17 protein-coding genes are annotated in these 24,926 nt (G+C 65.7%); 10 read left to right on the top strand and 7 right to left on the bottom strand.

The genetic code is table 11. The features are described 5' to 3' along the window. Window positions 1–3 precede the first annotated feature (3 nt). Complete coding sequence (locus PTE30175_RS25230) at window positions 4–4,158, bottom strand: YhdP family protein (RefSeq protein WP_191629210.1); 4,155 nt, start codon at window positions 4,156–4,158, stop codon at window positions 4–6. A 201-nt stretch (window positions 4,159–4,359) separates the two neighbouring features. On the opposite strand from PTE30175_RS25230, the gene glnE reads away from it, so the two are divergent. Beyond that, the gene (glnE, locus tag PTE30175_RS25225; protein WP_224788970.1) at window positions 4,360–7,176 is read left to right on the top strand and encodes a bifunctional [glutamate--ammonia ligase]-adenylyl-L-tyrosine phosphorylase/[glutamate--ammonia-ligase] adenylyltransferase; all 2,817 of its coding nucleotides are present in this window, start codon (window positions 4,360–4,362) and stop codon (window positions 7,174–7,176) included. A 24-nt stretch (window positions 7,177–7,200) separates the two neighbouring features. Here the strand turns inward: glnE and recN are convergent, their stop codons facing one another. Together recN and PTE30175_RS25215 are read right to left on the bottom strand one after the other, a co-directional pair. Continuing rightward, window positions 7,201–8,865, bottom strand: a complete 1,665-nt coding sequence (gene recN, locus PTE30175_RS25220; protein ID WP_150699814.1) for a DNA repair protein RecN — start codon at window positions 8,863–8,865, stop codon at window positions 7,201–7,203. A 19-nt stretch (window positions 8,866–8,884) separates the two neighbouring features. Next, window positions 8,885–9,790 (bottom strand): NAD kinase, encoded by a 906-nt coding sequence (locus PTE30175_RS25215; protein ID WP_150699813.1) that lies wholly within the window; start codon window positions 9,788–9,790, stop codon window positions 8,885–8,887. Between the two features lie 168 nt (window positions 9,791–9,958). On the opposite strand from PTE30175_RS25215, the gene hrcA reads away from it, so the two are divergent. From hrcA to PTE30175_RS25195, 4 genes are all read left to right on the top strand, one after another. After that, complete coding sequence (hrcA, locus tag PTE30175_RS25210; RefSeq protein WP_150699812.1) at window positions 9,959–10,984, top strand: heat-inducible transcriptional repressor HrcA; 1,026 nt, start codon at window positions 9,959–9,961, stop codon at window positions 10,982–10,984. Window positions 10,985–11,219: 235 nt separating this feature from the next. Next, window positions 11,220–13,589, top strand: coding sequence for a DUF6600 domain-containing protein (locus tag PTE30175_RS25205; protein WP_150699811.1), 2,370 nt, complete (start codon window positions 11,220–11,222; stop codon window positions 13,587–13,589). A 35-nt stretch (window positions 13,590–13,624) separates the two neighbouring features. Beyond that, window positions 13,625–14,737: a ferrochelatase gene (gene hemH, locus PTE30175_RS25200; protein WP_150699810.1), complete on the top strand. Its 1,113-nt coding sequence runs from the start codon at window positions 13,625–13,627 to the stop codon at window positions 14,735–14,737. Continuing rightward, complete coding sequence (locus tag PTE30175_RS25195; RefSeq protein WP_150699809.1) at window positions 14,734–15,138, top strand: RNA-binding S4 domain-containing protein; 405 nt, start codon at window positions 14,734–14,736, stop codon at window positions 15,136–15,138. Before hemH ends, PTE30175_RS25195 begins: the two co-directional genes overlap by 4 nt. Window positions 15,139–15,292: 154 nt before the next feature. On the opposite strand, the gene PTE30175_RS25190 is transcribed toward PTE30175_RS25195, so the two are convergent. Beyond that, window positions 15,293–15,484, bottom strand: coding sequence for a hypothetical protein (locus tag PTE30175_RS25190; RefSeq protein WP_150699808.1), 192 nt, complete (start codon window positions 15,482–15,484; stop codon window positions 15,293–15,295). A 272-nt stretch (window positions 15,485–15,756) separates the two neighbouring features. Here PTE30175_RS25190 and grpE point away from each other — a divergent pair, with 272 nt between their 5' ends. From grpE to PTE30175_RS25165, 5 genes are all read left to right on the top strand, one after another. Next, on the top strand, window positions 15,757–16,314 hold the full coding sequence (grpE, locus tag PTE30175_RS25185; RefSeq protein ID WP_338044477.1) for a nucleotide exchange factor GrpE: 558 nt from the start codon (window positions 15,757–15,759) through the stop codon (window positions 16,312–16,314). A 132-nt stretch (window positions 16,315–16,446) separates the two neighbouring features. Then, window positions 16,447–16,800 (top strand): thioredoxin family protein, encoded by a 354-nt coding sequence (locus PTE30175_RS25180; RefSeq protein WP_191629211.1) that lies wholly within the window; start codon window positions 16,447–16,449, stop codon window positions 16,798–16,800. Between the two features lie 120 nt (window positions 16,801–16,920). Continuing rightward, entirely contained in the window at window positions 16,921–18,840 is a 1,920-nt protein-coding gene (gene dnaK, locus PTE30175_RS25175; RefSeq protein WP_150699807.1) for a molecular chaperone DnaK, read from the top strand. A 126-nt stretch (window positions 18,841–18,966) separates the two neighbouring features. Continuing rightward, the gene (dnaJ, locus tag PTE30175_RS25170) at window positions 18,967–20,112 is read left to right on the top strand and encodes a molecular chaperone DnaJ (protein ID WP_150699806.1); all 1,146 of its coding nucleotides are present in this window, start codon (window positions 18,967–18,969) and stop codon (window positions 20,110–20,112) included. Between the two features lie 4 nt (window positions 20,113–20,116). Next, the gene (locus PTE30175_RS25165; RefSeq protein WP_224788968.1) at window positions 20,117–22,000 is read left to right on the top strand and encodes a chorismate-binding protein; all 1,884 of its coding nucleotides are present in this window, start codon (window positions 20,117–20,119) and stop codon (window positions 21,998–22,000) included. A gap of 135 nt (window positions 22,001–22,135) precedes the next feature. Here PTE30175_RS25165 and PTE30175_RS25160 read toward each other — a convergent pair whose 3' ends face one another. From PTE30175_RS25160 to PTE30175_RS25150, 3 genes are read right to left on the bottom strand one after another with little or no spacing between them, the layout of a single operon-like run. Beyond that, the gene (locus PTE30175_RS25160; RefSeq protein WP_150699805.1) at window positions 22,136–23,164 is read right to left on the bottom strand and encodes an ABC transporter substrate-binding protein; all 1,029 of its coding nucleotides are present in this window, start codon (window positions 23,162–23,164) and stop codon (window positions 22,136–22,138) included. Between the two features lie 50 nt (window positions 23,165–23,214). Further along, a complete protein-coding gene (locus PTE30175_RS25155; RefSeq protein WP_150699804.1) occupies window positions 23,215–24,084 on the bottom strand; it encodes an ABC transporter permease in 870 nt (289 codons plus the stop codon). Window positions 24,085–24,094: 10 nt separating this feature from the next. Further along, window positions 24,095–24,889: an ABC transporter ATP-binding protein gene (locus PTE30175_RS25150; protein WP_150699803.1), complete on the bottom strand. Its 795-nt coding sequence runs from the start codon at window positions 24,887–24,889 to the stop codon at window positions 24,095–24,097. Window positions 24,890–24,926 lie beyond the last annotated feature (37 nt).

Raw genomic sequence — 24,926 nt, 5'->3', positions numbered from 1 at the left:
CGTTCAGGAACCGGGGCTCTGGATGGGGGACGCGTCCATCTTACCCCGATTGGTGCCGCTTTGCCGGACCAACGGGTTGTCCCACGAGCCCGTCACGGTGTACTCGCTGGAAAGGGTCTTGGACAGTTGTTCGCCCAGCGCCAGTTGTGCGAAGAAGGAGCCGATGCCGAGCACGGGGTTGATAAAGGCGTAGGCGATCGACGCGGAGCCCGCATTGATCTTGGGCAGCACGAGCACCTTCAGATCCTGCGTTTCCTTGGCCAGGTCGGTCCGTCCGTCGACCTTGATCGTCGCCGCGCCTGCGTAAATCGTCAGATCGTCGGTCGTCGCTACGCCGCTTTGCATGGTCGCGTGACCGCTGATTTCGTCGAATGGCAGACCCTCGCCGACGAGTCCGTTGAAATCGAACGTCAGGATCTTGGCCAGCGACTGCAACGAGAGGATGCCCAGCAACTTGGCGAGCCCCGGGTCGGCCTTCAGGATCTGGCCGCGCTTGAGATCGACCGTCATGCGCCCGCCGAGGGTCGGATAGTCGATGGCGTCCGGGCCGCCGCGCCAGCCGAAACGGCCCGCAATGGTGCCCTCGCCATTCCTGACCGTTTTCGGCAGGCCAAGACGGTTCAGCAACGCGCCCGCATCCTTGACGTCCAGCTTGAAGTCGAGCACGGTGCGGCGCGGAATTTCGCCATCGCCTGCGATGGCCGCGCGCCGGCGCGATGTGCGCCAATTGCCGGTGATGGCCAATACGGCCGCGCTGTTGGTCAGGTCGAGCTTGGTCAACTGCCAGACCGGCACGCCGTCCTCGGTGCCGTTGCTTGCGTCGAGTTCGAGCTTGCCGAGCGATTTGTCGTGCAGCACGAAGTCGCCTACGACGAGGTCGATGGCGGGAAATTCGTCGCTCGGCGCTTCGAGCACCTGGGTGAGCACATCGCCGTGCTCTTCCCTGGGGATCACGAGCTTGGCCAGCCGCGCCGTCAGTAGCCCCGAAGGATTGCGCGGATTCGGCGACTTCCACTGGACGAAGCCGGAGACAAGCTGCGATGCGAGATTCGCCTGCCACTCATTGTCCACGCGTTGGGCGCCGATGACCAATTCCGGCCACGAGCGGGACATCAGGCGGATCTGCCTGGCATGCAACGCGACCCGCGTCGGCACGTAGGCACCCAGGGCGCCGAGTTCGTCACGTGCGGCGGCCGCCTGGCTCGAGCGGGCAGGCAGGGCAGCCGTTGCGGACGAAGCCGGCGAAGGCAAAGGCACAGGCGCGAGCGCCGCGGCCGGCACGCCCTCGATCTCGGCCAGTACGGCGCGCCAGGCATCGATGTCCAGCGTGTCGAACTGCGCCGCGGCCTGTACGCCCTCGCGCGGGGTGGGCGCGGGCTGGTTCACGCCGATGCCGCCGCGCAGGACTTCGACGCGGTTGCCCGCGTGCTGCTGCACGAAATTCGCTTGCAACGGGCCGATCGTCATGTCGAGCACGTCGACCCGGCGGCCGCCCGCCGACGCTTGGGGGCGCAGCGTGAAGCGCGCCGGCATGGTGGTTTCCGCCGGTTTGCCCAGCGGCGCCGGCAGGTTGACGGCCAGTCCCGCCAGATTCGACTGCACACCGATTTCGGTCAGGCCTCGCTGAACGTTGACCGTCGCGGTGTAGGCAGCCGCACCGCTCATACGCTTGGCGATCTGCGCGAGCGACGCGTTCTCGCCGTTGTTGCGCAGTCCCTCGGCGCTGGCCATGCCGTTGACGGTGATGGCGACGCTGCCGTCCTCGCGGCTGCCCCCGGCGGCGCGGATATCGCTGCCGAGGAAGCGTCCGCGCAAGTTCTCCAGCTGGACGCCGCGTTCGGTGAACGCGAGTTCGCCGTCGACGCCGCCAAAGACCGGCAAGCCGGTGAGCAGCATCACGTCGTTGCGCAAAAAGCGCAAGTGGCCGTTGACCTTGGCCCGGTCGGAATGTTCGAGCGGCAATACCAGTTGCAGCGCTAGCTGGGCCTGCCCGGACGCCCGCGTGTCGGTGGTGAAGTCGCCGATCCAGCCGCCCACCGGGCTCGTATTCACATAGCGCAGGAAATCCTGCATCGGACCGCGCGTATCGCCGCGAATGGTCAGCTCGGCATCCTCGCGCCCGATGCCGGCGATCTCGCCCTGCACCTGCGAGAGCGTGACGCCGAATGCGCTCGCCGAATCAATGCCGATGCGCAGCTTGTCGGCATCAAAATGGAGTGTGCCGTGAATCGCTTCGAACGGCGGCCACGACTGGCGGTGGCCGGGGCGCTGCGGCGCAGGGTCGAAACGGGCGTCGAGCAGCGGGATATCGACCTTGAACTTGCCGCCGCCGTGGCCGTACGGAAAGTCTTCGAGATCGCCTTGCACGACAAACGGGGCGTTTTGCACGGTGCCGCCGAGCAGCGCGTTCGACAGATATTCGCGCACGGACGCGCCGATGTCGGTCGGCAGATAGCGCGGCACGGCATTGGCGTTGGCACGTGCGATGGTGCCGTGCAGGTCGACCAGACCATTGCCCTTGCCGCCGCTCGCCCACGTGCCGGCAACGGCTCCCGTCACTTCGGCGTTGGACAGGCGCAGCGAATCGACCCGAACGTCGATCTTTGCGGGCTCGTCGGGGTTGGTCAGCGAATGCGTGACGCGCCATGTGGCGCGGCCCGCCATCGTGTCGAGCGCGATACGCGGATTGTCGAATCGGCCGGGGAAGTCGAGCAGCGCGCCGCGCGAATCGAGGGTGACGGTGCCGCGTCCCTGATCGGCGTCGATGCGGCCGCTCAGATGATCGAAGCCGGGGCGTCCGGCGTGCGGGCCGCCCGGATGCGAGGGCGGGTTCGGATTCGGCAGGCTGTCGACGCCAGCGTTATCGAAATCGGCCACGAACCGGTATCGGCTGCGCTCCGGCGGCAGGCGTTTGAGCCCCGGGAGGTCGCGCCAGTTTGTGCCGCTGCCGATCGGACGCGGCTGCTGCAAGCTGAAATCGAAGTCCCGCAGTGTGCCGCGCGGGTGATAGCTGGCCAGCAATTCGTGTGCCGTCTTCGGCAAGGGCAGCGCCGGCGCAATCGCGAGAAGGGCGCCGAGATCCAGCTGTTTGCCGGTCAGCGCAACGCGCAGGCCGTGCTGGGCGTTCTCAGGCGCGTAGGTACCCTGCAGTGCGGGAATTTCGAGCGGCGCGCGGCTGGCCACCCGCAAGGTCAGGTCGCGGATGTTCGCCGAGAAACCGTCGTCGACGCGTTGGACATCGATACGGGCTTCACCGCTGTCGAAGCTCAGCGGCGGCAAGCCGGCCGCCAGCTGCGCCCACACGCCGGTGGCGGCCACGCGGGCCGTCACTGCCGTCAGCACATTCTGGTCGAAGTCGATCCATACCCGAGCTGCGGATTTACCGCGCGTCTGCGCGTCGGGCAGCGTGACATATTTTGCGAGCGCCGCGAGGTCGAGCGTGCCGACCTCGGCATACGCCTGGCCGTGCCAGCGTTTGACGTCGCCGGGCGAGGCGAACAGCGGATGGGTGAAGCGGGCACGAACGTCGAGCGGCGCCACCATGCCCGCCGACGGCGTTGCCTGCATGCCGAAGCGATGGTCGAGGCCTCGGTTGCGCAGGGTGGCGTTGACGCCAGTCAGCGTGATTTCGGGCACGTTACGCGTGGCGTCGCGCCAACGCACCACGCCATCGCGCACGGTCACGCGCGCTTGCCGCATGACCCAGTCGGCCGCCTGTGCGCTGTCCCGGTTGCCGGGACCTTTCGCCGGGATGCCGGCGACCAGCAGGCTGCCGTCGGCAAGCCGCTCCACCTGCAGATCGGGCTGCACCAGCGTCAGGGAGGACAGCCGGAAGTCAAGATGGGTGAGACTGCTCCACGACAGGATTGCGTCGACGCGGTGCAGCGACAGCCCGGGAAGCGTGCTGCCGGCTTGCGTCAGGCGAACATCTTCAAGGGTCAGATAGGGATGCCAGCCTTGCCAGGCGGCTTCGATGCGGCCGATGGTGACGGGCAGGCCGATCGCGCGGGTGGCGGCGGCTTCGATCTGCGGGCGGTAGTCGGCCACGCGCGGCAGCACGACATAGCGCGTGACCAGCACGGCCGCGCCGAGCAGGAAATACGCCCCGATAACGAGGCCGATCGCCCACTCCAGCCCGATTCGGGCGGCTCGCAGCATCCGTGTCGTCGATCTGGGCCGGGACCGGGGCGCGTTGGGCGATACGGGCGGCTGGCGGTCGGTCATGCTGCGCGTGAACGAGGGAATGTGGTAGTTTGTGTGCGAAAGACTGTAACACAAGCCCGCAGTGGCTCGGCAGGCGTTTCCCCTACCGATCTGTTCGCTGCAGGCAATCTCTAAGACCTGACCGGTGTCCCATCCGTGAGTTCACTCGAAATCCGTGATTATTCGCGCTACGCAGCGCGCATGCTGACCAGTCGTCCGGCCTTGGCCGAGGCATTGCCCGAGCTGGCCGCGCATCCTATCAGCGAGACGTGGCTCGCGCAACGCTTTGCGGCGCTGGCTGGCGGCGACCCGGCCGATCCCCGCGTCGACGAGGCCGCGCTGGCGCGGGCCCTGCGGCTGATGCGTGCCGAGACGATGTGCGCAGTGATGCAGCGCGATCTCGACGGCCGTGCCGAACTGCCTGAAGTGACCGAGGCGATGACGCTGCTCGCCGAGTTCTCGATTCGCGCCGGCCTGACGGTCATCGGCCGCGAGTTGCAAGCCATTCACGGCATACCGATGACGCCGGACGGTCATCCCCAGACACTCGCCGTCGTGGGCATGGGCAAGCTCGGCGGACGCGAGCTCAATGTCTCGTCGGACATCGACCTGATCTTTCTGTTTGAGGACGACGGCGATACTGCGCCGCCGCCCGGCGCGCAGGGCGGGGGCGGAGGGTTGCGCCTGCTGTCCAATCATGAATTTTTCACGAAGCTGGGCCGCAAGCTGATCGGGGCGTTGTCCGAATTGACCTCAGACGGGTACGTATTCCGTGTTGACATGCGGCTGCGTCCCAATGGCGACTCCGGCCCGCTCGTGTGCAGCTTGCCGATGCTCGAAGAGTATTTTTACGTGCAGGGCCGCGAGTGGGAGCGGTATGCGTGGATCAAGGGCCGTGTCGTGTCGGAGATATCGAGCGAACCTGCCCGGCGCATCGAACGCCAGTTGGCGTCGCTGGTGCAGCCGTTCGTCTTCCGCCGCTATCTCGATTACGGCGTGATCGGGGCGATTCGTGCCTTGCATGAGCAGATCCGCCACGAGGCGGAGCGGCGCGCGCGCGCCAAACCAGCGCGCATCAACGATATCAAGCTGGGCCGTGGCGGCATTCGCGAAATCGAGTTCAGCGCCCAGGTGTTCCAGTTGATCCGCGGCGGCCAGGAGCCGGAGTTGCGGGTACGCCCGACCTTGGCGGTGCTCGGCGTGGCGGCACGGCGCGGCTGGCTGGCGGCGTCGGTGGCGGCGAAGTTGTCCAACGCCTATCTGTTCCTGCGCCGGCTCGAACACCGTATCCAGTATCTCGACGACGCTCAGACCCACATCCTGCCGACCACGCCGGAGGATCGGCTGGCAGTGGCGCTGGCCATGGGCTTCCCGGACGAAACGTCGTTCATGACCGTGCTCGATGAGCACCGTGAGTTCGTCGCCGAGCAGTTCGACGAAATATTTGCCGACAAGGCGAAAGCGGGCGGCGCGGCCGGACAGGGCGATTGCGAATGTCCGCCACAGTTGTGGAGCGAGTGCCTGGCCGACGAAACGCAGGCGGCCGATCTTGCGGCACAGCTCACGCGCCTCGGGTTCACCGATGCGGCGGGTTCGCTGGAGCGCCTGCGCGCGGTTTGGACTTCGTCGCGCTACAAGGCGCTCAACGAGACCAGCCGAAGCCGCTTCGCCCTGCTGGTCCAACGCGCGGTCGAGGGGGCGAGCGGCACGCCCGAACCCGATGCGATCCTCGCCCGGCTTCTGGATTTGCTCTCGGCCATCAGCCGCCGCAGTTCGTATCTGGCCTTGCTGACCGAGTATCCGCGCGCGCTCGATCGGGTATTGCATGTGCTCGACGGTTCGCGTTGGGCCGCCGGGTACCTGATCCGCCATCCCCAACTGCTCGACGAACTGCTCGACGATGAGGCCTTGGCCGCGCCGTTCGACTGGCCGGCATTCAAGGACCAACTGCGCCGCAGTCTCAACGGCCACGGCGCGGAGGGCAACGTCGAGGTGCAGATGGATATCCTGCGCCGTGCGCATCACGCGGAAGTGTTCCGCATCCTGTTGCTCGATCTGCAGGGTGCGCTGTCCGTCGAAGCGATCAGCGACCGGCTATCCGAGCTCGCCGACGCGATCGTCGACGTCACGATCTCGACGGTGTGGCCGCACGTTACGTCACGTCATCGCGACGTGCCGCGGTTTTCGGTCATTGCCTACGGCAAGCTGGGCGGCAAGGAACTGGGGTACGTATCGGATCTCGACCTGATCTTCCTGTACGAGGATGACGACGATCGCGCGCCCGATGCCTATGCGGCACTTGCGCGCCGCTTCGTCACATGGCTGACGACGCATACGGCGGCCGGCACGCTGTTCGACGTGGACTTGCGTCTGCGGCCGAACGGCTTGTCGGGGCTGCTGGTCACGAGCCTCGAGAGTTTCCGTCAGTATCAGTTCCGCGAAGGCGGCGCCAACACGGCGTGGGTCTGGGAACATCAGGCGCTCACGCGCGCACGTTTTTGCGCGGGCGATCCGGAGATCGGCGCGGCGTTCGAGGACATTCGTGCACAGGTGCTGGCGTCCGAGCGGGAAGCTGTCCCGCTCGCGCAGGAAATCGTGGCGATGCGCCGCAAGGTGCTCGACGGTCACCCGAACCCGACGCCGTTGTTCGACCTGAAACACGACCGCGGCGGGATGGTCGACATCGAGTTCACGGTACAGTATCTGGTGCTGCTGCATTCGGGGGCGCACCCGGCGCTGCTGCGCAACGCGGGCAATATCGCACTGTTGCGCGAAGCGGCCAGGCTGGGGTTGATCAATGAGCCACTGGCCGAGGCCGCCGCTGCGGCGTATCGCATTTATCGCAAGAAGCAGCACAAGTTGCGGCTCGATGGCGTGGAAGCCGCGCGCGTGCCCGCCGGTGACGTGGCCGAAGAGCGCGCAGCGGTGTCGGCGTTGTGGTCGGAGGTGTTCGGCGCTGCGGAAGCGGGCTAGGGCCTGTTCACGCGAGTGTCGGGCTTACAGCGCGAGCATTTCCCGCGCATGCTTGCGCGTGGTGGCAGTGATTTCGACGCCGCCCAGCATGCGCGCGATCTCCTCGACGCGTTCGCCTCGGCCCAAGGGCACGATCTCGCTCAGCGTGGCGTCGCCTTCGCTGCGTTTCTTGACACGCAGATGCTGATGGCCGAGGGCAGCGACTTGCGGCAGGTGCGTGACGCACAGTACCTGGCGGCCTTGTCCCAATTCGCGCAGGAGCCGGCCGACGACTTCGGCGACGGCCCCGCCGATGCCCGAATCCACTTCGTCGAAAATCAGCGTGGGCGTGAGACTCGCGCTGCTCGCGATGACCTGCAGCGCCAGGCTGATCCGGGCAAGCTCGCCGCCGGAGGCGACTTTCGCCAGCGGACGGGTGGGCACGCCCGGATGGCCGGCCACCAGGAAATCGATCGTCTCCAGTCCGAATGATTGCGCTTCCGGCGTGGGCGTCAACGCCACTTCGAAGCGGCCGCCCGGCATCGACAGATCCTGCATCGCGCGCGTGACTTCGCGCGAGAGCGATGCAGCGGCTGTGGCGCGTCCTTTCGACAGTTCGCGCGCGAGCTTCAAGTACGCCGCGTGCGCCGCTTCCGTGGCGGCTTGCATGGCGGCCATATCCTGCGATGCGGTCAGCTCTTCGAGCTGCAGGCGGCGCGCGGCGTGTTCGGTGGGCAGTTGTGCCGGCTGGACACGAAACTTGCGGGCGGCGGAGTGCAGTGCGTCAAGCCGTTGTTCGACCACGGCCAGCCGCTCCGGATCGAGATCGATCTTCTGCGCGTAGTGGGTCAGCGAATGGACGGCCTCACGCAATTGGATTTCGGCGGGTTCGAGCGCGGCGAGCGTATCGGCCAGATCTCCATCGATTTCGGCGAACTGGCGCATTTGATGCACGATGTGCCCCAGCGCCGGCACGATTGCGTTGTCCGATTCGGCGAGCACGTCGAGGGCGCCTTGCGCGCCGCTGATGAGGCTGGCGGCATGGGACAGGCGGCGATGCTCCGCGCTGATGTCGTCCCATTCGCCTTCGACCGGTGCGAGCTTGTCGAGCTCGGCCGCCTGCCACTCGAGCCGCTCACGCTCAAGTTGCAGTTCGCGGTCGCGTCCCCGGGCTTCCTCGCAGCGTTTGACGAGCCGGCGCCAGTCGCGATGCGCGGCGGCCGTGCCGGCGGCCAGTTCGCCCAGGTCGGCGTGGTTGTCGAGCAGCTTGCGTTGGGCTTCGGGCCGCAGCAGCTGCTGGTGCGCGTGCTGGCCGTGAATGTCGACGAGCATGTCGCCCAGCTCACGCAACTGGGCGAGCGTGGCGGGGGTCCCGTTGATGAACGCGCGCGACCGGCCGCCGCTGTCGAGGACGCGGCGCAGCAGCACGCCCCCGTGCTCTTCGAGCGAAAGGGCCTGGGCTTGCAACCAGGCTTCCAGGTCGGGGCGGGCGGCGGCATCGGCGGCGAACTCGGCGGTGATGTCGGCGCGCGCGTGGCCGGTGCGCACCATGCTCGCATCGCCGCGCTCACCGAGCGCCAAGGCCAGGGCATCGATCAGAATCGATTTGCCGGCCCCGGTTTCTCCGGAAAAGACGGTAAAACCCGCGGAAAACTCCAGGTCGAGGCGGTCGACGATCACGAAATCGCGAATCGAGAGGCTGCGTAGCATGGGTCGAAAGGGAGCGGGTTCAGGACAGGCCGTCTTCCGCGGAGATATGTTCGTTCCAGTGCAGCTTGCGCCGCAGCGTGGCGTAATAGTTGTAGCCGACAGGATGCAGGAAGGTGACGGCATGCGCCGAGCGCTTGACGATAATGCGGTCACCCGGCCGCAGCTCGGTGAAGCTCTGCATGTCGAAATTGGCGCTGACTTCACGCCCGGCCACGATGCTGATCACGATATCGGTGGAATCGGGCAGCACGATCGGCCGGTTCGACAGCGCGTGCGGTGCGATCGGCACAAGCACGACACCGCCGAGCATCGGGTGCAGGATCGGTCCGGAGGCGGACAGTGCGTAGGCCGTGGAACCGGTCGGCGTGGCGATGATCAATCCGTCGGACCGTTGCATGTACATGAAGCGGCCATCGACGTCGACGCGCAGCTCCACCATGCCGGAAATCCCGCTGCGATTGACGACGACGTCGTTGAACGCGAGCGTTTCATACAGCACATTGCCTTCGCGTTCGATGCGCGCGGCCAGCAGGGTGCGTTGTTCGGCCTCGAACTGCCCTTCCAGCATCGCCGGCACGACCTGGCGCATGTCGTCGAGCGGGATGTCGGTGATGAACCCGACGCGCCCGTGGTTCACGCCGATCAGCGGCACCTTGGCCGAAGCGAGCTGGCGGCCGACGCCCAGCATGGTGCCGTCGCCGCCGACGACCACCGCGACATCGGCTTGCGTGCCGATCTGCTGGGTGTCGAGCGCGCCATACCCGGCCGCTGCCGCGCCGATATTGTGGGCGGTGTCGCGTTCGAACACGACATGATGACCGCGCTGCGAGATGCAGGCGGCCAGCGCCAGCAGTGGCTCGGCAACGCCGTCGGCATTGTATTTGCCGATCAGTGCGACGGTCTTGAAGGGGCTCCCGGTTTTCATGCCGTCATTACACCATAAGTCGATGACCACAACCATCGGACTTGGCTGAAATTGCGGTTTCCCGCCATATGTGGCCCGGAATGGCGCGCGGCGTGCGCAAAAATGGGGCGTCGCGGGCCGACGGCGGTTGCCGACCCGCGCCCGGCCATTTCGCGTTACAATTTTTCCATGCTAGATCCCCGTGCGCAAACGCTCCTCAAGACACTGATCGAACGGTACATCGTTGATGGCCAGCCGGTCGGCTCGCGCACGCTTTCCCGTTTCTCGGGGCTCGACCTGAGTCCGGCGACCATTCGCAACGTGATGTCCGACCTCGAAGCGCTGGGCTTCGTGGCAAGTCCGCACACGTCGGCCGGCCGGGTGCCGACGCCGCGCGCGTACCGGTTGTTCGTCGACACGATGCTCGCCGTACACCCGCTGGAAGAAGCGGTGCACCAATTGGCGACGCAGGTCCAGACACGCCTGCAGCCGGCCGGGCCGCAGCAACTGGTGGCGTCGGCCGCGCAGGTGCTGTCGAATCTGTCGCAGTTCGCCGGGGTGATCCTGACGCCGCGCCGCAGCCAGGTGTTTCGTCAACTGGAGTTTCTGCGTCTGTCGGAAAAGCGGGTGCTGCTGATCATCGTCACGCCCGAAGGCGACGTGCAGAACCGCATCATTGTCTCGAATCGCGATTATTCACCGTCGCAACTGGTCGAGGCCGGCAATTATCTGAACGCGCATTTCGGCGGGCAAAGTTTTGACGAAATCCGCAATCATCTGCGCGGTGAGCTCGATTCGCTGCGCAGCGACATGAGCGGGCTGATGCAGGCGGCCGTGGAAGCCGGCAGCGATGTGATGGCCGACAACAAGGAAAGCGTCCTGATTTCAGGGGAACGCAATCTGCTCGGCGTGGAAGATCTGTCGTCGAACATGGACCGGCTGCGCAAGCTGTTCGATGTATTCGAGTCCAAAACCGGTCTGCTGCAGTTGCTCGATGTCTCGAGCCGCGCGGAAGGCGTGCAGATCTTCATCGGCGGGGAGTCGAATCTCGTGCCGATCGAGGAAATGACGGTCGTCACGGCACCGTATGAGGTCGACGGACGTGTCGTCGGCACGCTCGGTGTCATCGGCCCGACGCGCATGGCCTACGAACGCGTGATTCCGATCGTGGATATCACCGCGAAGCTGCTTTCGAACGCGCTTAGTCAGCACTGATCTTTTTACTACCCCCTCGCGGCTTTCGTCGCGGTCGTGCTCGCCCGCTCCCGGGGCCGCCAACGGATCTTCAACACCGGCTCAATTTGCCCGGCTTGCCATCGTGTAATGGCTGGTTACAAAGTGCCAACATTCGCTTGCAGCAGCTTTCGCTATAGACGGCTACCGTTAAGGCATCAACGTCACTCGACGTTTTGATTCATCGGTGGCTGTACCCGGCCGCAGCGGAGATTCCATGAAAGTCCGTGTTCCCTGGCATATCGTGGTGCTCGTCGCATTGACATGCATCACCGCCGGCGCAGCCTCGCTGGCCCGCGCGCAAAGCGATCCGCCCGGTCGCGTAGCCCGCCTCAACGACTTTAACGGCACGGTGACCTACGCGCCGGCGGGTACCGACAACTGGGTTTACGCTCACCGGAATCGCCCGCTCACGAGCGGCGATGCGGTGTGGGTCGACCGCGGCTCGCGCGCGGAAATGCACATCGGCGGCACCGCCGTCCGGCTCGGACCGGAAACGAGTGCGCGCCTGCTGGCTGTCACCGATCAGAATGTGCAACTGAACGTAACGCAAGGTACGCTCTCGCTGCGCCTGCGACGCGTCGACCCGAACCAGCCCTACGAGATCGATACGCCCAATCTGGCGTTCGTCCCCCAACAGGCGGGCGTGTATCGGCTCGACGTCGATCCGGCCGGCGTGACCACCGTCACGGTCTGGCAGGGCTACGGCACGATCTACGGGGAGGGGACGTCGCTGCCTATCGCGCAGGGACAGCGCTTGCGGCTAGCCGGAACGAATCTGCTCCAGCAACCGCTGACAGGGCCGATCGAGGTCGATGCGTTCGATGACTGGGGCCGTGCGCGCGACGCCAGGGAAGACGCGTCAGTGTCCGCCCGGTATGTGCCGCGTGACATGACCGGCTTCGAAAGCCTCGACGATTACGGTACCTGGGAGGATACGGCGAGCTATGGCACGGTATGGGTGCCGAGCGAGACTCCGGACGACTGGGCGCCATACCGTACCGGACACTGGGCGTGGATTGCGCCATGGGGCTGGACATGGGTCGACGAGGCGCCGTGGGGGTTTGCGCCGTATCACTATGGCCGTTGGGCCTACCTCAACGCGCGCTGGTGCTGGGTGCCGGGTCCGGTCGCCGTGCGCCCGGTGTACGCGCCGGCATTGGTCGGCTGGGTCGGCGGCAGCAGCGGCAATAACGGCTGGAGCGTGGCGCTCGCAGCCGGGGGCGCCGGCGTGGCCTGGTTCCCGCTGGGACCGCATGATCCGTATCGCCCCGCGTACCACACCAGTTCGGCGTACATCACGCAGATCAACCGGTCGACAGTGATCAGCACGACGAACATCAATGTCCAGAACAATATTCAGAACAATGTCTTCGTGAACCGGAGCGTGCGCAACGCGGTCACGGCCGTGCCGGCGGGCGCGTTCGTGCAAGGGCGGCCCGTGAGGGAGGTTCGGAGTGAACTCGCCAACCCGCGCCAAGGTCAACCGGCGTGGCACGTGGGCAATTCGCCGGGCGTGGCGCCAGTACGCCAGAGCCTGATCGGCGCGGCTCGCCCCGCGCAAGTGGTGCCGCCGCGCGAAGCGTTCGAACGGCCGGTGCTCGCCACGCGCGCACCGCAGGGGCCGCAAGGGCCGTCCCGTGAACTCACGTCCGGTCTGCGCCCGGTACAGGGCGCGGGCGGGCAGCCGCTGCGCTTCGATCAAGCGCCGGGACGCGGACCGGCCCGCAATGGCGGCAACGCGCCGCAAGGACGCTTGGCGCCCCAAGTGACCGTGGTCGGCACCGGTGGGGCGCCGCGTGGCGCCGGACCCCAAGGCGTTCCCGCGACGCCGGGCACGCCGCGTGAACCGGGCGTGCCGGGAACGCCGCGTGTGCCGGGGTCACCCGGTGTGCGCGAATCGGGCGTGCCGCATCCGCCCGCGAGCCAAATGCCGCAAGACGTTGGCCGTCCGGGGCCTGGCCCCGGCGACGGCCGTGCACCGCAGCGCTTCGAAAGCCGTCCGCAAGGGGGGCAGGCGCCCGTGAATCCGAACGACGTGCCCCGTCCGACGCGCGTGCCATCGCAGGTGGAGCGTCCACAAACGCCACCGCCGCAGATGGAGCGTCCGCAGGCACCGCGTCCGCAGCCTCAGTTCGAGCGTCCGCAAATGCCGCCGCCGCAGATGGAGCGTCCGCAGGCACCGCGTCCGCAGCCTCAGGTCGAGCGTCCGCAGCCGCAGCCGCAAATGGAGCGCCCGCAGCCGCCACGTCCGCAACCGCAGCCGCAAATGGAGCGCCCGCAGCCACCACGTCCGCAGCCGCAGCCGCAAATGGAGCGCCCGCAGCAGCCACGTCCGCAACCACAGCCGCAAATGGAGCGCCCGCAGCCGCCACGTCCGCAACCGCAGCCGCAAATGGAGCGCCCGCAGCCGCAAATGGAACGGCCGCAGCCGGCGCCTCGTCAGCAACCGCAGGAGCGCCCCCATCCGCAGCCGAATGAGGCGCCGCGGCAGGACGCCCTGCCGCATGGCCAGTTGCATGGACCGGACGCGGCTCGCGCGCATCTGTCCGCCGACGGGCGCGCAGCGCGCGAGACGCGATCGTGACGGCGAAGCGCGGGGATTGCGGTAAAGTACGTCCCATGCGCTTCGACCAAGAACCTATCGCCTCCTACGGCCAGACCGGCAAGACGGCGGTGCTGCTGATTAATCTCGGCACGCCGGACGAGCCGCGTCCGGCCGCCGTGCGCCGCTACCTCCGGGAATTCCTGTCCGACCCGCGTGTCGTGGAAATCCCGGCAGCGCTCTGGCAACCGCTGCTGCGCCTCGTGATCCTGCCATTGCGAGGCCGCCAGTCGGCGCAGAAATACGCCAAGGTCTGGATGCGCGAAGGCTCACCGCTCAAGGTCCATACCGAACATCAAACCGCCGCGCTGCGCCAATTGCTGCTCGCGAACGACTACGACGTGATCGTCGATTACGCGATGCGCTACGGTAATCCGTCAATCAGCGACAAGATGCGTCAATTGCGGCAGGCCGGCGTGGAACGGATCCTCGTGCTGCCGCTGTATCCGCAGTATTCGAGCAGCACCACGGCGGCCGCCGCCGACGAAGTCTTCCGCGTGCTGCGCCACCTGCGCAATCAGCCGGATGTCCGCACGGTGCGTCAGTATCACGACCATCCGTCCTATATCGACGCCCTTCGCCAACAGGTCGAGGCCTATTGGCAGCAGCACGGCCGTCCCGATTTTGCGGCGGGCGAACGTCTCCTGCTCAGTTTTCACGGGGTGCCGCGCCGCACGCTCGATCTGGGCGATCCGTATCACGATCAATGCCTGAAAACCGGCAAACTGCTCGCGGAAGCGCTACAGTTGTCCGAGACGGCGTGCCGCCTCACCTTCCAGTCGCGCTTCGGCAAGGCGGAATGGCTGCAGCCGTACACGGCACCAACGCTCGAGGAGCTCGGCCGCGCCGGGACGTCGCGCGTCGATGTGTTCTGCCCCGGTTTCACATCCGATTGTCTTGAGACGCTCGAGGAAATCAATATGGAGGGGCGCCACGCGTATGCGGCGGCCGGCGGCCGCGCGTTCCACTTCATTCCGTGCCTGAACGCATCGCCCGCCTGGATCACGGCGCTCGGCGAGATTGCGGCGCGTCATCTGCAAGGCTGGCCGATCCTGCCCGAGGCAGAGGCTGAAGCCACGCGTGCCCGCGCGGAGGCATCGGCCGCCGCGCGCCAGGGAGTGCGGGCATGACAGTCAAGTTCGACGATTCGCCGGGCGCTGCCACCCGGATCGACAAGTGGCTATGGGCCGCACGCTTCTTCAAGACGCGCTCGCTCGCCACCGAGGCAGTCGACCGCGGGCGCGTGCTGTGCAACGAGGCGCGGGTGAAGCCGGCGCGCGACGTGCATGCCGGCGATCTGCTGTCCGTCGACAACGGGAGCACACGCTGGGAAGTGCGTGTCAAGGCGATCGCGGATGTGCGCGGCCCCGCGACGCTCGCTCAAACGCTGTACGAGGAAACCGAGGGAAGCCGGCTGCGGCGCGCGGAGGAAAATGAGCGGCGGCACCTGTTTCAGGAACCGGCGGCGCAAATGCACGGTCGGCCGACCAAGCGCGACCGGCGCAGGTTAGGCAATCTGGGCGGGGAGTGAAACGTCTGAAAAGCTGAGAGTTCAGCACCGCGCCGGGTGGGGGCGCGGTGGGTCGATCGAAGGCAATGCACCGGATGGGAAACGTATGTCGCAGTCAGCAGGCGACAATTCCGGAAAAAACGCGTGATCGGGATGAAACGCCGAGCGCGGACACTCAGCGCAGGCCGATCGGGACGAACGGCGCGCCCTGGCGCATGTCGTGAGGCATGCCCAGATACTGATGAAATACCGCACGGACGCCGCCGTACTCGGTATCGCGGCGCGTTACCGCGCCCGACAGGCAAATCATGACGGTGCCCGCCGTTACCAGCGCCAGGACGAACACAACAGCCAACGGCAGCTTCATGATGCGCTCCTTTCGCGAAGCAAAGCCCAGCCAAGGCCCCTCAGCCCGCGCCGGCACGACGCGGACCGTAATTCATCTTAGTTCGCGCCGCGTACCGATACAATAGAGGCTTCGTAACGCGTGTAACCGGATGTGGCGCCCGCCGGAAGCTCAACCGACCCGGCTCGCGGCAGCCCTTGAAACCGGCGAGAGCATCCCCACACTCTGAAGGGAATTGGAACCTGTCATGCATCGCTCTGGTGCGTGGCGCGAATTTTACCGACGACACAGACATGATGACTGATCAGCAAAATACTCCCGTCCAGCCGATCCCGGCACAAGCCGAGACTACGCCGAACGCCGATGCCGCGGCATCCGCCGGGTCGGAAGGGTTGCCCTCGGTCGAGGCGCAGCTGGCCGCCGCGCAGGCCGAAGCCCGCGAGAAACACGATCAACTGCTGCGCGCCCGTGCAGAGGGCGAGAACATCCGCCGCCGCGCGCAGGAAGACGTCGCCAAGGCACACAAATTTGCCGTCGAAAGCTTTGCCGAATATCTCCTGCCGGTCGTCGACAGCCTGGAAGCCGCGCTGGCCGACACCTCGGGCGACGTCGCCAAGACGCGCGAAGGCGTCGAGCTGACGTTGCGCCAGCTCACGCAAGCGTTCGAGAAGGGCAAGATCACGGTGATCAATCCGGTCGGCCAGAAATTCGATCCGCATCAGCACCAGGCGATTTCGATGGTGCCGGCCGACCAGGAACCGAATACGGTCGTGGCCGTGCTGCAGAAGGGCTACCTGATCGCCGACCGTGTGCTGCGCCCGGCGCTCGTCACCGTGGCCGCCGCCAAGTAAGGGCGCGCCTCGCCCGGAACCGGACCCATGCCCGCCGAAATGTCCGATACGACGGATCCGCTCGAATCGTCCGCTGCCGGCGGGGCGCACGCCCCGGGCGGCGTCGACGCGACGGCGTTCACGGCGTTCGGCATGCGCGAATTGACCGCCGGGACCTTCGACGCCGAACTGGCGCGGGCGGGCGACGCGCTGGCTGTCGTGTTCTTCTGGGGTGTCGACTGTTTCAACTGCGAGGTTGCGAAGAAAACGATGCTCCTCCAGCGCGAGGCCATCGAGGCCCTGAATCTGCGCTGGTACCACGCGAACGTGTACCAGGAGCGTGCGCTGGGCACCCGGTTTGCGCTCCACGGCGTGCCGTCGTTCTTCTTTTTCCACGCAGGCAGGAAGCTGGGCCGCGCCACCGGTTGGCAGGGGGTGCCGCAGTTTGGCATGGCGGTGGCCGCCGCACGCGAGAAAATTGCCGCATTTTCCGCAAAAAAGGCATAACCGGACACGACGTAGGGTCTTGAAATGCCCTTCGCGGCACCCATATTTCGTACAGATTGGAATTGAACGGGGCGAACCCTCACGCAAGCCCCTCGAAAAGACGCTAGGAGAGAATTGAAAATGGGCAAAATCATCGGTATTGACCTGGGCACCACGAACTCGTGCGTGGCCATCATGGAAGGCAATCAGGTCAAGATCATCGAAAATGCGGAAGGCGCGCGCACCACGCCGTCGATCATCGCTTACATGGAAGACGGCGAGGTGCTCGTCGGCGCCCCGGCCAAGCGCCAGGCGGTCACGAATCCGCGCAATACGCTGTACGCCGTCAAGCGCCTGATCGGCCGCCGCTTCGAAGAGAAGGAAGTCCAGAAGGACATCGGCCTGATGCCGTACAAGATCGTCAAGGCCGACAATGGCGACGCCTGGGTCGAAGTGCGCGACAACAAGTTTGCCCCGCCGCAAATTTCCGCCGATGTCCTGCGCAAGATGAAGAAAACGGCCGAGGACTACCTCGGCGAGCCGGTCACGGAAGCCGTGATCACGGTGCCGGCGTACTTCAACGATAGCCAGCGCCAGGCGACGAAAGACGCCGGCCGCATCGCAGGTCTCGAAGTCAAGCGCATCATCAACGAGCCGACGGCCGCGGCCCTGGCCTTCGGCCTCGACAAGAAGGAAGGCGGCGACCGCAAGATCGCCGTGTATGACCTCGGCGGCGGCACGTTCGACATCTCGATCATCGAGATCGCGGACGTCGACGGCGAACACCAGTTCGAAGTGCTCTCGACCAACGGCGACACGTTCCTGGGCGGTGAAGACTTCGACCAGCGCATCATCGACTACATCATCGCCGAGTTCAAGAAGGAACAAGGCGTCGATCTGTCGAAGGATGTCCTGGCGCTGCAACGCCTGAAGGAAGCCGCTGAAAAGGCGAAGATCGAACTGTCGTCGAGCCAGCAGACGGAAATCAACCTGCCGTACATCACGGCCGACGCCTCGGGTCCGAAGCACTTGAACCTGAAGATCACGCGCGCCAAGCTTGAAGCGCTCGTTGAAGACCTGATCGAACGCACGATCGAACCTTGCCGCCTGGCAATCAAGGACGCCGGCGTGAAGGTCAGCGACATCCACGACGTGATTCTGGTCGGCGGCATGACGCGTATGCCCAAGGTGCAGGAGAAGGTCAAGGAGTTCTTCGGCAAGGAACCGCGCAAGGACGTGAATCCGGACGAAGCGGTGGCCGCCGGCGCCGCCATTCAGGGTTCGGTCCTGTCGGGCGACCGCAAGGACGTGCTGCTGCTGGACGTGACTCCGCTGTCGCTCGGTATCGAGACGCTGGGCGGTGTCATGACCAAGATGATCCAGAAGAACACCACGATCCCGACGAAGCACGCGCAAACGTTTTCGACGGCGGACGACAACCAGCCGGCCGTGACCATCAAGGTGTTCCAGGGCGAACGCGAAATGGCCTCGGGCAACAAGCTGCTGGGCGAGTTCAACCTCGAGGGCATTCCGCCGGCAGCACGCGGCACGCCGCAGATCGAAGTGACCTTCGATATCGACGCCAACGGCATTCTGCACGTCGGCGCGAAGGACAAGGCCACGGGCAAGGAAAACAAGATCACCATCAAGGCGAACTCGGGTCTGTCGGAAGCCGAGATCCAGCAAATGGTGAAAGATGCCGAGCTCAACGCCGAGGAAGACAAGAAGGCGCGCGAGCTGGCCGATGCCCGCAACCAGGGCGACGCGCTCGTGCACAGCACCCGCAAGGCGCTGACCGAGTACGGCGACAAGATCGAAGCGGCCGAGAAGGAAGCCATCGAAGCGTCGATCAAGGAATTGGAAGATGCCCTGCGCGGCTCGGACAAGGCTGACATCGATGCCAAGGTTCAGGCGCTGGCGACCACCAGCCAGAAGCTCGGCGAAAAGATGTACGCCGACATGCAGGCACAGGCTGGCGCAGCCGGTGCAGCGGGCGGTGAAGCCAAGCACGACGACAATGTCGTCGACGCCGACTTCAAGGAAGTCAACGAGAAGAAGTAAGCGTGCATGCCGCGCGCGGCGTGTTCGAGCGCCGCGCGTGCGGGCCGGGACAGGGGCAACCAGACAGGTTGAACTCGTCCCGGCTTTTTGCCTGATGGCGAGCATCACGCACCAGTGGAAAGACTTATGTCCAAACGCGATTATTACGAGATCCTCGGGGTCGCCAAAAACGCCAGCGACGATGAGCTGAAGAAGGCTTATCGCAAGCTCGCGATGAAGTATCACCCCGATCGCAATCCTGACAGCAAGGATTCCGAAGCGAAGTTCAAGGAGGTCAAAGAGGCCTACGAGATGCTCAGCGACACCCAGAAGCGTGCCGCGTACGACCAGTACGGCCACGCCGGCGTCGACCCGAACATGGGGGGCTTCGGTGGTGCGCAGGGCGGCTTCGGTGGCGGGTTCGCCGATGCTTTCGGGGACATCTTCGGCGATATCTTCGGTGCCGGCGGCCCTGGCGGCGGACGCGGCGGCCGTGGCGGCCCGCAGGTATACCGCGGTGCGGACCTGCGCTACAACATGGAAATTACGCTGGAGCAGGCCGCCAACGGTTTCGACACGCAAATCCGCGTGCCGAGCTGGGAAAGCTGCGATGTCTGCGAAGGCTTGGGCGCAAAGCCCGGCACGAAGCCGGAAACCTGCCCGACCTGCGGCGGCTCCGGTTCGGTGCGCATGTCGCAGGGTTTCTTCAGCATCCAGCAGACGTGTCCGAAGTGCCACGGCACGGGCAGCTACATCCCGGATCCGTGCACCAATTGTCACGGCGCGGGGAAGATCAAGAAGACCAAGACGCTCGAAGTCAAGATTCCGTCAGGCATCGAGGACGGCATGCGCATTCGCTCGGCCGGCAATGGCGAACCGGGCGTGAATGGCGGTCCGCCGGGAGATCTGTACGTCGAGATTCACATCAAGCAGCACAGCGTGTTCGAGCGTGACGGCGACGACCTGCATTGCCAGATGCCGATTTCGTTCGCCACTGCGGCACTGGGCGGCGATATTGACGTGCCAACACTGCATGGCAAGGCGACATTCCCCGTGCCCGAAGGTACGCAGACCGGCAAGACATTCCGGCTGCGCGGCAAGGGCATCAAGGGCGTGCGCGCGAGTTATCCGGGCGATCTGTACGTTCACGTGCAGGTCGAGACGCCCATCAAGCTCGACGAGAAGCAAAAGGAAATCTTGCGCAACTTCGACACCTCGCTCAAGGAAGGCGGCGCCCGTCACAGCCCGCAGAGCAAGGGCTGGTTCGATCGCGTGAAGCAATTCTTCGAGTAATGCCATGAACCACGCTGTGCCGATGGCCGCGTTTGCGCTGCTCGACGACAGCGCCGATCCGGCCCACGGCGCGCGGCTGTACACCGGGCTCGTGCGTGAGGTGACTTGCGCCGGGCCCGCGTCGTTGGCGGCGTCGTTGCAAGAGATCGAAGTGGCAACGCGCAACGGGCTCCATGCCGTGTTGCTGGCCGATTATGAGTTTGGCGTGCGTCTGTCCGGCGTGGCGACCGTCCATACGGAAGCTGCGCCGGGCGCTTTGCGCGGGTTGTTGTTTGCGCGCATGATCCGGCTCGATGCTGCCGGCACGCAGGCGTGGCTCGCCGCGCAGGACGGCGCGAGCGAGGACTCGGACGCGGTGCCGGGCGTTGCCGGCACCGCGCATCTGCGCGCGGACATCACGCAAGACGCCTTCGCCGAGGCGATTTCGCGCATCCACGGCTGGCTTGCCGACGGCGAGTGCTACCAGATCAATTACACCTACCGGCTGCATTTCGACGCGTTCGGCTCGCCAGTCGCGCTCTATCGCCGTTTGCGCGCACGGCAACCGGTGCCGTTCGGCGCACTGATTGTCCTGCCCGATGTCGAAGCGCCCGCGCAGCCCGGCCGCGCGATCCTGTCGTTGTCTCCCGAACTCTTCGTGCGCCACCACGACGGCAAGCTCATGGCCAAGCCGATGAAGGGCACCGCGCCCGCCTCGGGCGATGCGGTCATCGACGCCGAACGCAGCGGCGCGCTGGCCGTCGATGAAAAGAATCGCGCGGAGAATCTGATGATCGTCGATTTGCTGCGCAACGACCTCGGCCGCCTCGCCACGCCCGGTTCGGTACGTGTGCCCGCGCTGTTCGAAGTCACGCGGTTCGCAAGCGTGTTGCAGATGACGTCGACGGTAACGGCTGACCTGCCGCCGGGCGTGGGTTTCGACGCGGTGCTTCGCGCGTTGTTTCCCTGCGGCTCGATCACGGGCGCACCCAAACATCGCACGATGCAGTTGATCGGTGAGCTCGAAGCGGCGCCGCGCAATCTGTACACCGGGGCCATCGGCTGGCTTGACGCCCCGCGCGACGGCGCCGCCGGTCTCGGCGATTTCTGCCTGTCCGTGGCGATACGTACGCTTGAGCTCGACCCGCCACGCGGCGATGGCTTGCGCCCGGGGCGTCTCGGCGTGGGCGCCGGCATCGTGCTCGACAGCCGCGCCGAAGATGAATGGGACGAGTGCCGTCTAAAGGCGCAGTTCCTGACGGCGCTCGAGCCCGGCTTCCAGTTGATTGAAACGATGGCTGCCACCCGCGGCGAGGGGATTCGTCATCTCGATCGGCATTTGCAGCGGCTATCGGCGTCGGCGGCGTATTTCGGCTTTCGCTGCGACCCCGTCATGTTGCGGGACGCGCTGGCGGCGCTGTGTGCGCAGCTTCCGGACGAACGGCAGCACCGCGTGCGCCTTGCGCTGGCGCATGACGGCACGCCGGCGCTCACGCATGGCGCACTGGCGCCGCTGACCTCGGTCGCGGTCTTGCTTGCCGACAGCACGCAGGCCACGCTTGCCGATGATCTCTTCCTGCGTCACAAGACGACCGTGCGCGCGCGCTACGACGCCGCCTGGCAAGCGGCCGAGGCGCAGGGCGCGTTCGATACGCTGTTCTTCAATGAACGCGGCGAATTGACCGAAGGCGGGCGCAGCAATGTGTTCGTCAAACGCAACGGGCGGTGGGTCACCCCGCCGCTGAGCACGGGCGTGCTGCCGGGCGTCATGCGCGCCGTGCTGCTTGAAGATCCGGCGTGGGACGCCGCGGAGGCGGTTATCACCCGAGACGATCTGCTTGCGGCCGATGACATCGTCGTGTGCAATGCCTTGCGTGGCGCGTTGCCGGCGCGCATCGTCGGCGGCTGACCGCGGACCGCCGTGCCGCACGGCCCCGTAGCAGTTCAATCTTCTGATGGCGTAGCATCCTGATTTCAGAATGTGACCCGGAGACCCCATGCCCGTCTGCGGTTTCGTTGGCTGCGCCGCCCATGGCGCAAGGGCTCAACTGCCCTGACGCCCGGCGATCGCCGGCACGAACAGATCGCTCCATTTTGCAGGCCGCGTCTTGATGGTGCCCGCACGGCCCATGAACTCGACATACTGCATCAGGCCGTTCGGCGTCGTCGAGAACTGCATGCCGGGGTCGGCGAGCATCGTCTCGATTTCCGCTTGCGGCAGATTGATCTTCGACACGCGCAGGAAGGTCTTCGCGGCGCCCGCGCGGTCCTTCGCGATGTACGCCGCCGCCTCATCCTGCGCCGCCAGGATGGCCTGCACCAGCTTCGGATTCTGATCGGCGAACTGCTTCGGCGCAAACAGGACGTCGATCGTGATGTTGCCGAGGACGTCCGTCGAATTGAGCACGCGCCTGATTTTCGGATCCTTCACTTCCTGATACGAGAACGGCGGCGACGTGAAGTGCGCGGTGATTTCCGTCTTCCCGGACAACAGGGCGCTGACGGCCTCCGGGTGGCTCAGGCTGACGGTCTGCGGATCGAGTTTCGCGTAATTTTCCACGCCGAATGTCTTTGCGACGGCCATTTGCAGCACGACCGCCGACAGCGACGTCTTGATGCCCGGGATGGCAATCTTGTCGCGCGGCGTGAAGTCCTTGAGCGACTTGATGTTCGCATTGTTCGTGTTGAGCCACAGCGGCCCGGTCGACAACGCCGACAGCCCGATCACTTCCGAGCGCGGAATGCCGTGCGCCTTTGACCAGAGGGTGACGAACCCCGGCGCGCCGGTGCCGGCCACATCGAGATTGCCGGCCAGCATCGCGTCGTTGATGACGTTGCCGCCGTCGAGGACCGTCCACGTCGTTTTTACGTCGCCCAGCCCCATGGTCCTGGCGTGCTTCTCGATCAGATGCTGGTCGCGCATCACCATCAGCGGCAGGTACAGGATGCCGTAGCCGTGCGACAGGCGCACCGTGCCGGCTTCGGCGTGGGCGAGGTTGCCGACGGTTGACACGGCAGTGGCGCAGGCCAGCGCCAGCGTGGACAGCCAGCGCGAGAAATGACGTCGATTCATGATGTTGTTGTCTCCGGATAGTTGGAATTATTCATGTGCGCGGCGGCGCGTCAATGCTGCATGCCCCAGCGGTGCAGCGTCCGTTTCTCGATCCGCGCGAACAGCAGGTTCTCTACGGCCAGACCGATGATGATGACGAAGAACAGACCGGCGAAGACATTGGCCGTCTCCAGTGCATTGCGGTTTTCGAAGATGTACCAGCCGAGGCCGCCCGAACCGGACGACACGCCGAATACGAGTTCGGCGGCGATCAGCGTGCGCCACGCAAATGCCCAGCCTACCTTGAGACCGGTGAGAATGCTCGGGAACGCCGCGGGAATCAGCACGTGGCGTACCAGGGCGAAGCGCTTGAGACCATAGTTCTGGCCGACCATGCGCAGCGTTTTCGACACGCCCCGGAAGCCGCTGTGCGTGTTAAGCGCAACCGCCCACAGCACCGAGTGGACGAGCACGAAGATCACACTGCCGTTGCCGAGTCCGAACCAGATCAGCGCCAGCGGCAGCAGCGCGATGGCGGGCAAGGGGTTGAACATCGCCGTCAGGGTCTCGAGCAGATCGTTGCCGATCCTTGAGCTGATGGCGATCGTGGTCAACAGCGCGGCCAGCGCGATGCCGAGGCCGTAGCCGATCAGCAGCGTCTTAAGCGAGATCGCGGCGCGCATCAGCAGCACACCGCTTGTCAGGCCGCCGGCGAAGGCACCGACCGTTTCGCTGAAACTGGGGAAAAGCAGGGCGTTGTCGAGCCAGCGGCCGTAGATCTCCCAGATGATCGCGAGGACGACCAGGATGGCTGTCTTGCGCAGCCAGCTGATACGGTAAAGGGTTTCGAAGGCCGACAACGGGCGCTGGATCGACGACAGTTCGGCGTGCGCGGGTTCGAGTACGATCTCGGGCCGCACCACGGGTTGGATGGCGTTCATGGTGGTCTCGTCAGTGGGCGAACAGGAGTTGGTCGATACGCGTCTCGAGCGCGCTCTGATGGGCCGTGCCCAGCAGTTCCGGCGCGATGCTGTTCAGCTCGGCCTTGACCTGTCCCGGGTGCGGCGACAGCAGCAGGATGCGCGTGCCGATGCGGATGGCTTCGTCGATGCCGTGGGTGACGAACAGCACGGTAAAGCGGGTGTCGTCCCACAGACGCAGCAGTTCGTCCTGCATCTTGCGGCGCGTGAGCGCATCGAGTGCCGCGAAGGGTTCATCCATCAGCAGCACGTCGGGCTCCATCGCCATGCCGCGCGCGATCGATACGCGCTGCTTCATGCCGCCTGACAGGGTGTGCGGGTAGCTGTCGATGAACTTCGCGAGGCCAACCATCCCGATGTAATGCGCGGCGCGCTCGGCGGCTTCGCGGCCTTTCAGGCGGCCGCTTGCGGTCAACGCGAATTCGACATTCTGACGCACCGTTTTCCAGGGCAGCAGCTGGTCGAACTCCTGGAATACCATCATCCGGTCAGGGCCCGGTTGCATGACGGCCTTGCCGTGCAGGCGAATCTCGCCATGCACGGGCGGCAGGTAGCCGCCGATGGCCTTGAGCAAGGTGGATTTGCCGCAGCCGGACGGTCCGAGCAACACGAAGCGGTCGCCCGGATAGACATTGAAACTGACCTGCTGGGCGGCGGTGACGAGATAGTCGTCGGTCTTGTACTGCAACGTGACAGCATCGATTTCCAACAGCGGCCGCACGGGGGCCGCCGCCGGCGTCTCGGCCGAGGGGGTGTCAATTCGCATTGCGCGTCTCCGGTTTCATGCTCTTATAATCGGCCTC

It is taken from the genome of Pandoraea terrae, assembly GCF_902459695.1.
GTDB lineage: Bacteria > Pseudomonadota > Gammaproteobacteria > Burkholderiales > Burkholderiaceae > Pandoraea > Pandoraea terrae.
The sequence above is the reverse complement of the archived record's forward strand: the minus strand, read 5'-3'. Positions and strand labels throughout refer to the sequence as shown.

Bases quoted from the DNA above. Each gene is read 5' to 3' on its own strand.
- PTE30175_RS25230 (WP_191629210.1), bottom strand. From the start codon at position 4,158: ATGCTGCGAGCCGCCCGAATCGGGCTGGAGTGGGCGATCGGCCTCGTT.
- recN (WP_150699814.1), bottom strand. From the start codon at position 8,865: ATGCTACGCAGCCTCTCGATTCGCGATTTCGTGATCGTCGACCGCCTC.
- PTE30175_RS25215 (WP_150699813.1), bottom strand. From the start codon at position 9,790: ATGAAAACCGGGAGCCCCTTCAAGACCGTCGCACTGATCGGCAAATAC.
- hrcA (WP_150699812.1), top strand. From the start codon at position 9,959: ATGCTAGATCCCCGTGCGCAAACGCTCCTCAAGACACTGATCGAACGG.
- PTE30175_RS25205 (WP_150699811.1), top strand. From the start codon at position 11,220: ATGAAAGTCCGTGTTCCCTGGCATATCGTGGTGCTCGTCGCATTGACA.
- hemH (WP_150699810.1), top strand. From the start codon at position 13,625: ATGCGCTTCGACCAAGAACCTATCGCCTCCTACGGCCAGACCGGCAAG.
- PTE30175_RS25195 (WP_150699809.1), top strand. From the start codon at position 14,734: ATGACAGTCAAGTTCGACGATTCGCCGGGCGCTGCCACCCGGATCGAC.
- PTE30175_RS25190 (WP_150699808.1), bottom strand. From the start codon at position 15,484: ATGAAGCTGCCGTTGGCTGTTGTGTTCGTCCTGGCGCTGGTAACGGCG.
- grpE (WP_338044477.1), top strand. From the start codon at position 15,757: ATGATGACTGATCAGCAAAATACTCCCGTCCAGCCGATCCCGGCACAA.
- PTE30175_RS25180 (WP_191629211.1), top strand. From the start codon at position 16,447: ATGCGCGAATTGACCGCCGGGACCTTCGACGCCGAACTGGCGCGGGCG.
- dnaK (WP_150699807.1), top strand. From the start codon at position 16,921: ATGGGCAAAATCATCGGTATTGACCTGGGCACCACGAACTCGTGCGTG.
- dnaJ (WP_150699806.1), top strand. From the start codon at position 18,967: ATGTCCAAACGCGATTATTACGAGATCCTCGGGGTCGCCAAAAACGCC.
- PTE30175_RS25165 (WP_224788968.1), top strand. From the start codon at position 20,117: ATGAACCACGCTGTGCCGATGGCCGCGTTTGCGCTGCTCGACGACAGC.
- PTE30175_RS25160 (WP_150699805.1), bottom strand. From the start codon at position 23,164: ATGAATCGACGTCATTTCTCGCGCTGGCTGTCCACGCTGGCGCTGGCC.
- PTE30175_RS25155 (WP_150699804.1), bottom strand. From the start codon at position 24,084: ATGAACGCCATCCAACCCGTGGTGCGGCCCGAGATCGTACTCGAACCC.
- PTE30175_RS25150 (WP_150699803.1), bottom strand. From the start codon at position 24,889: ATGCGAATTGACACCCCCTCGGCCGAGACGCCGGCGGCGGCCCCCGTG.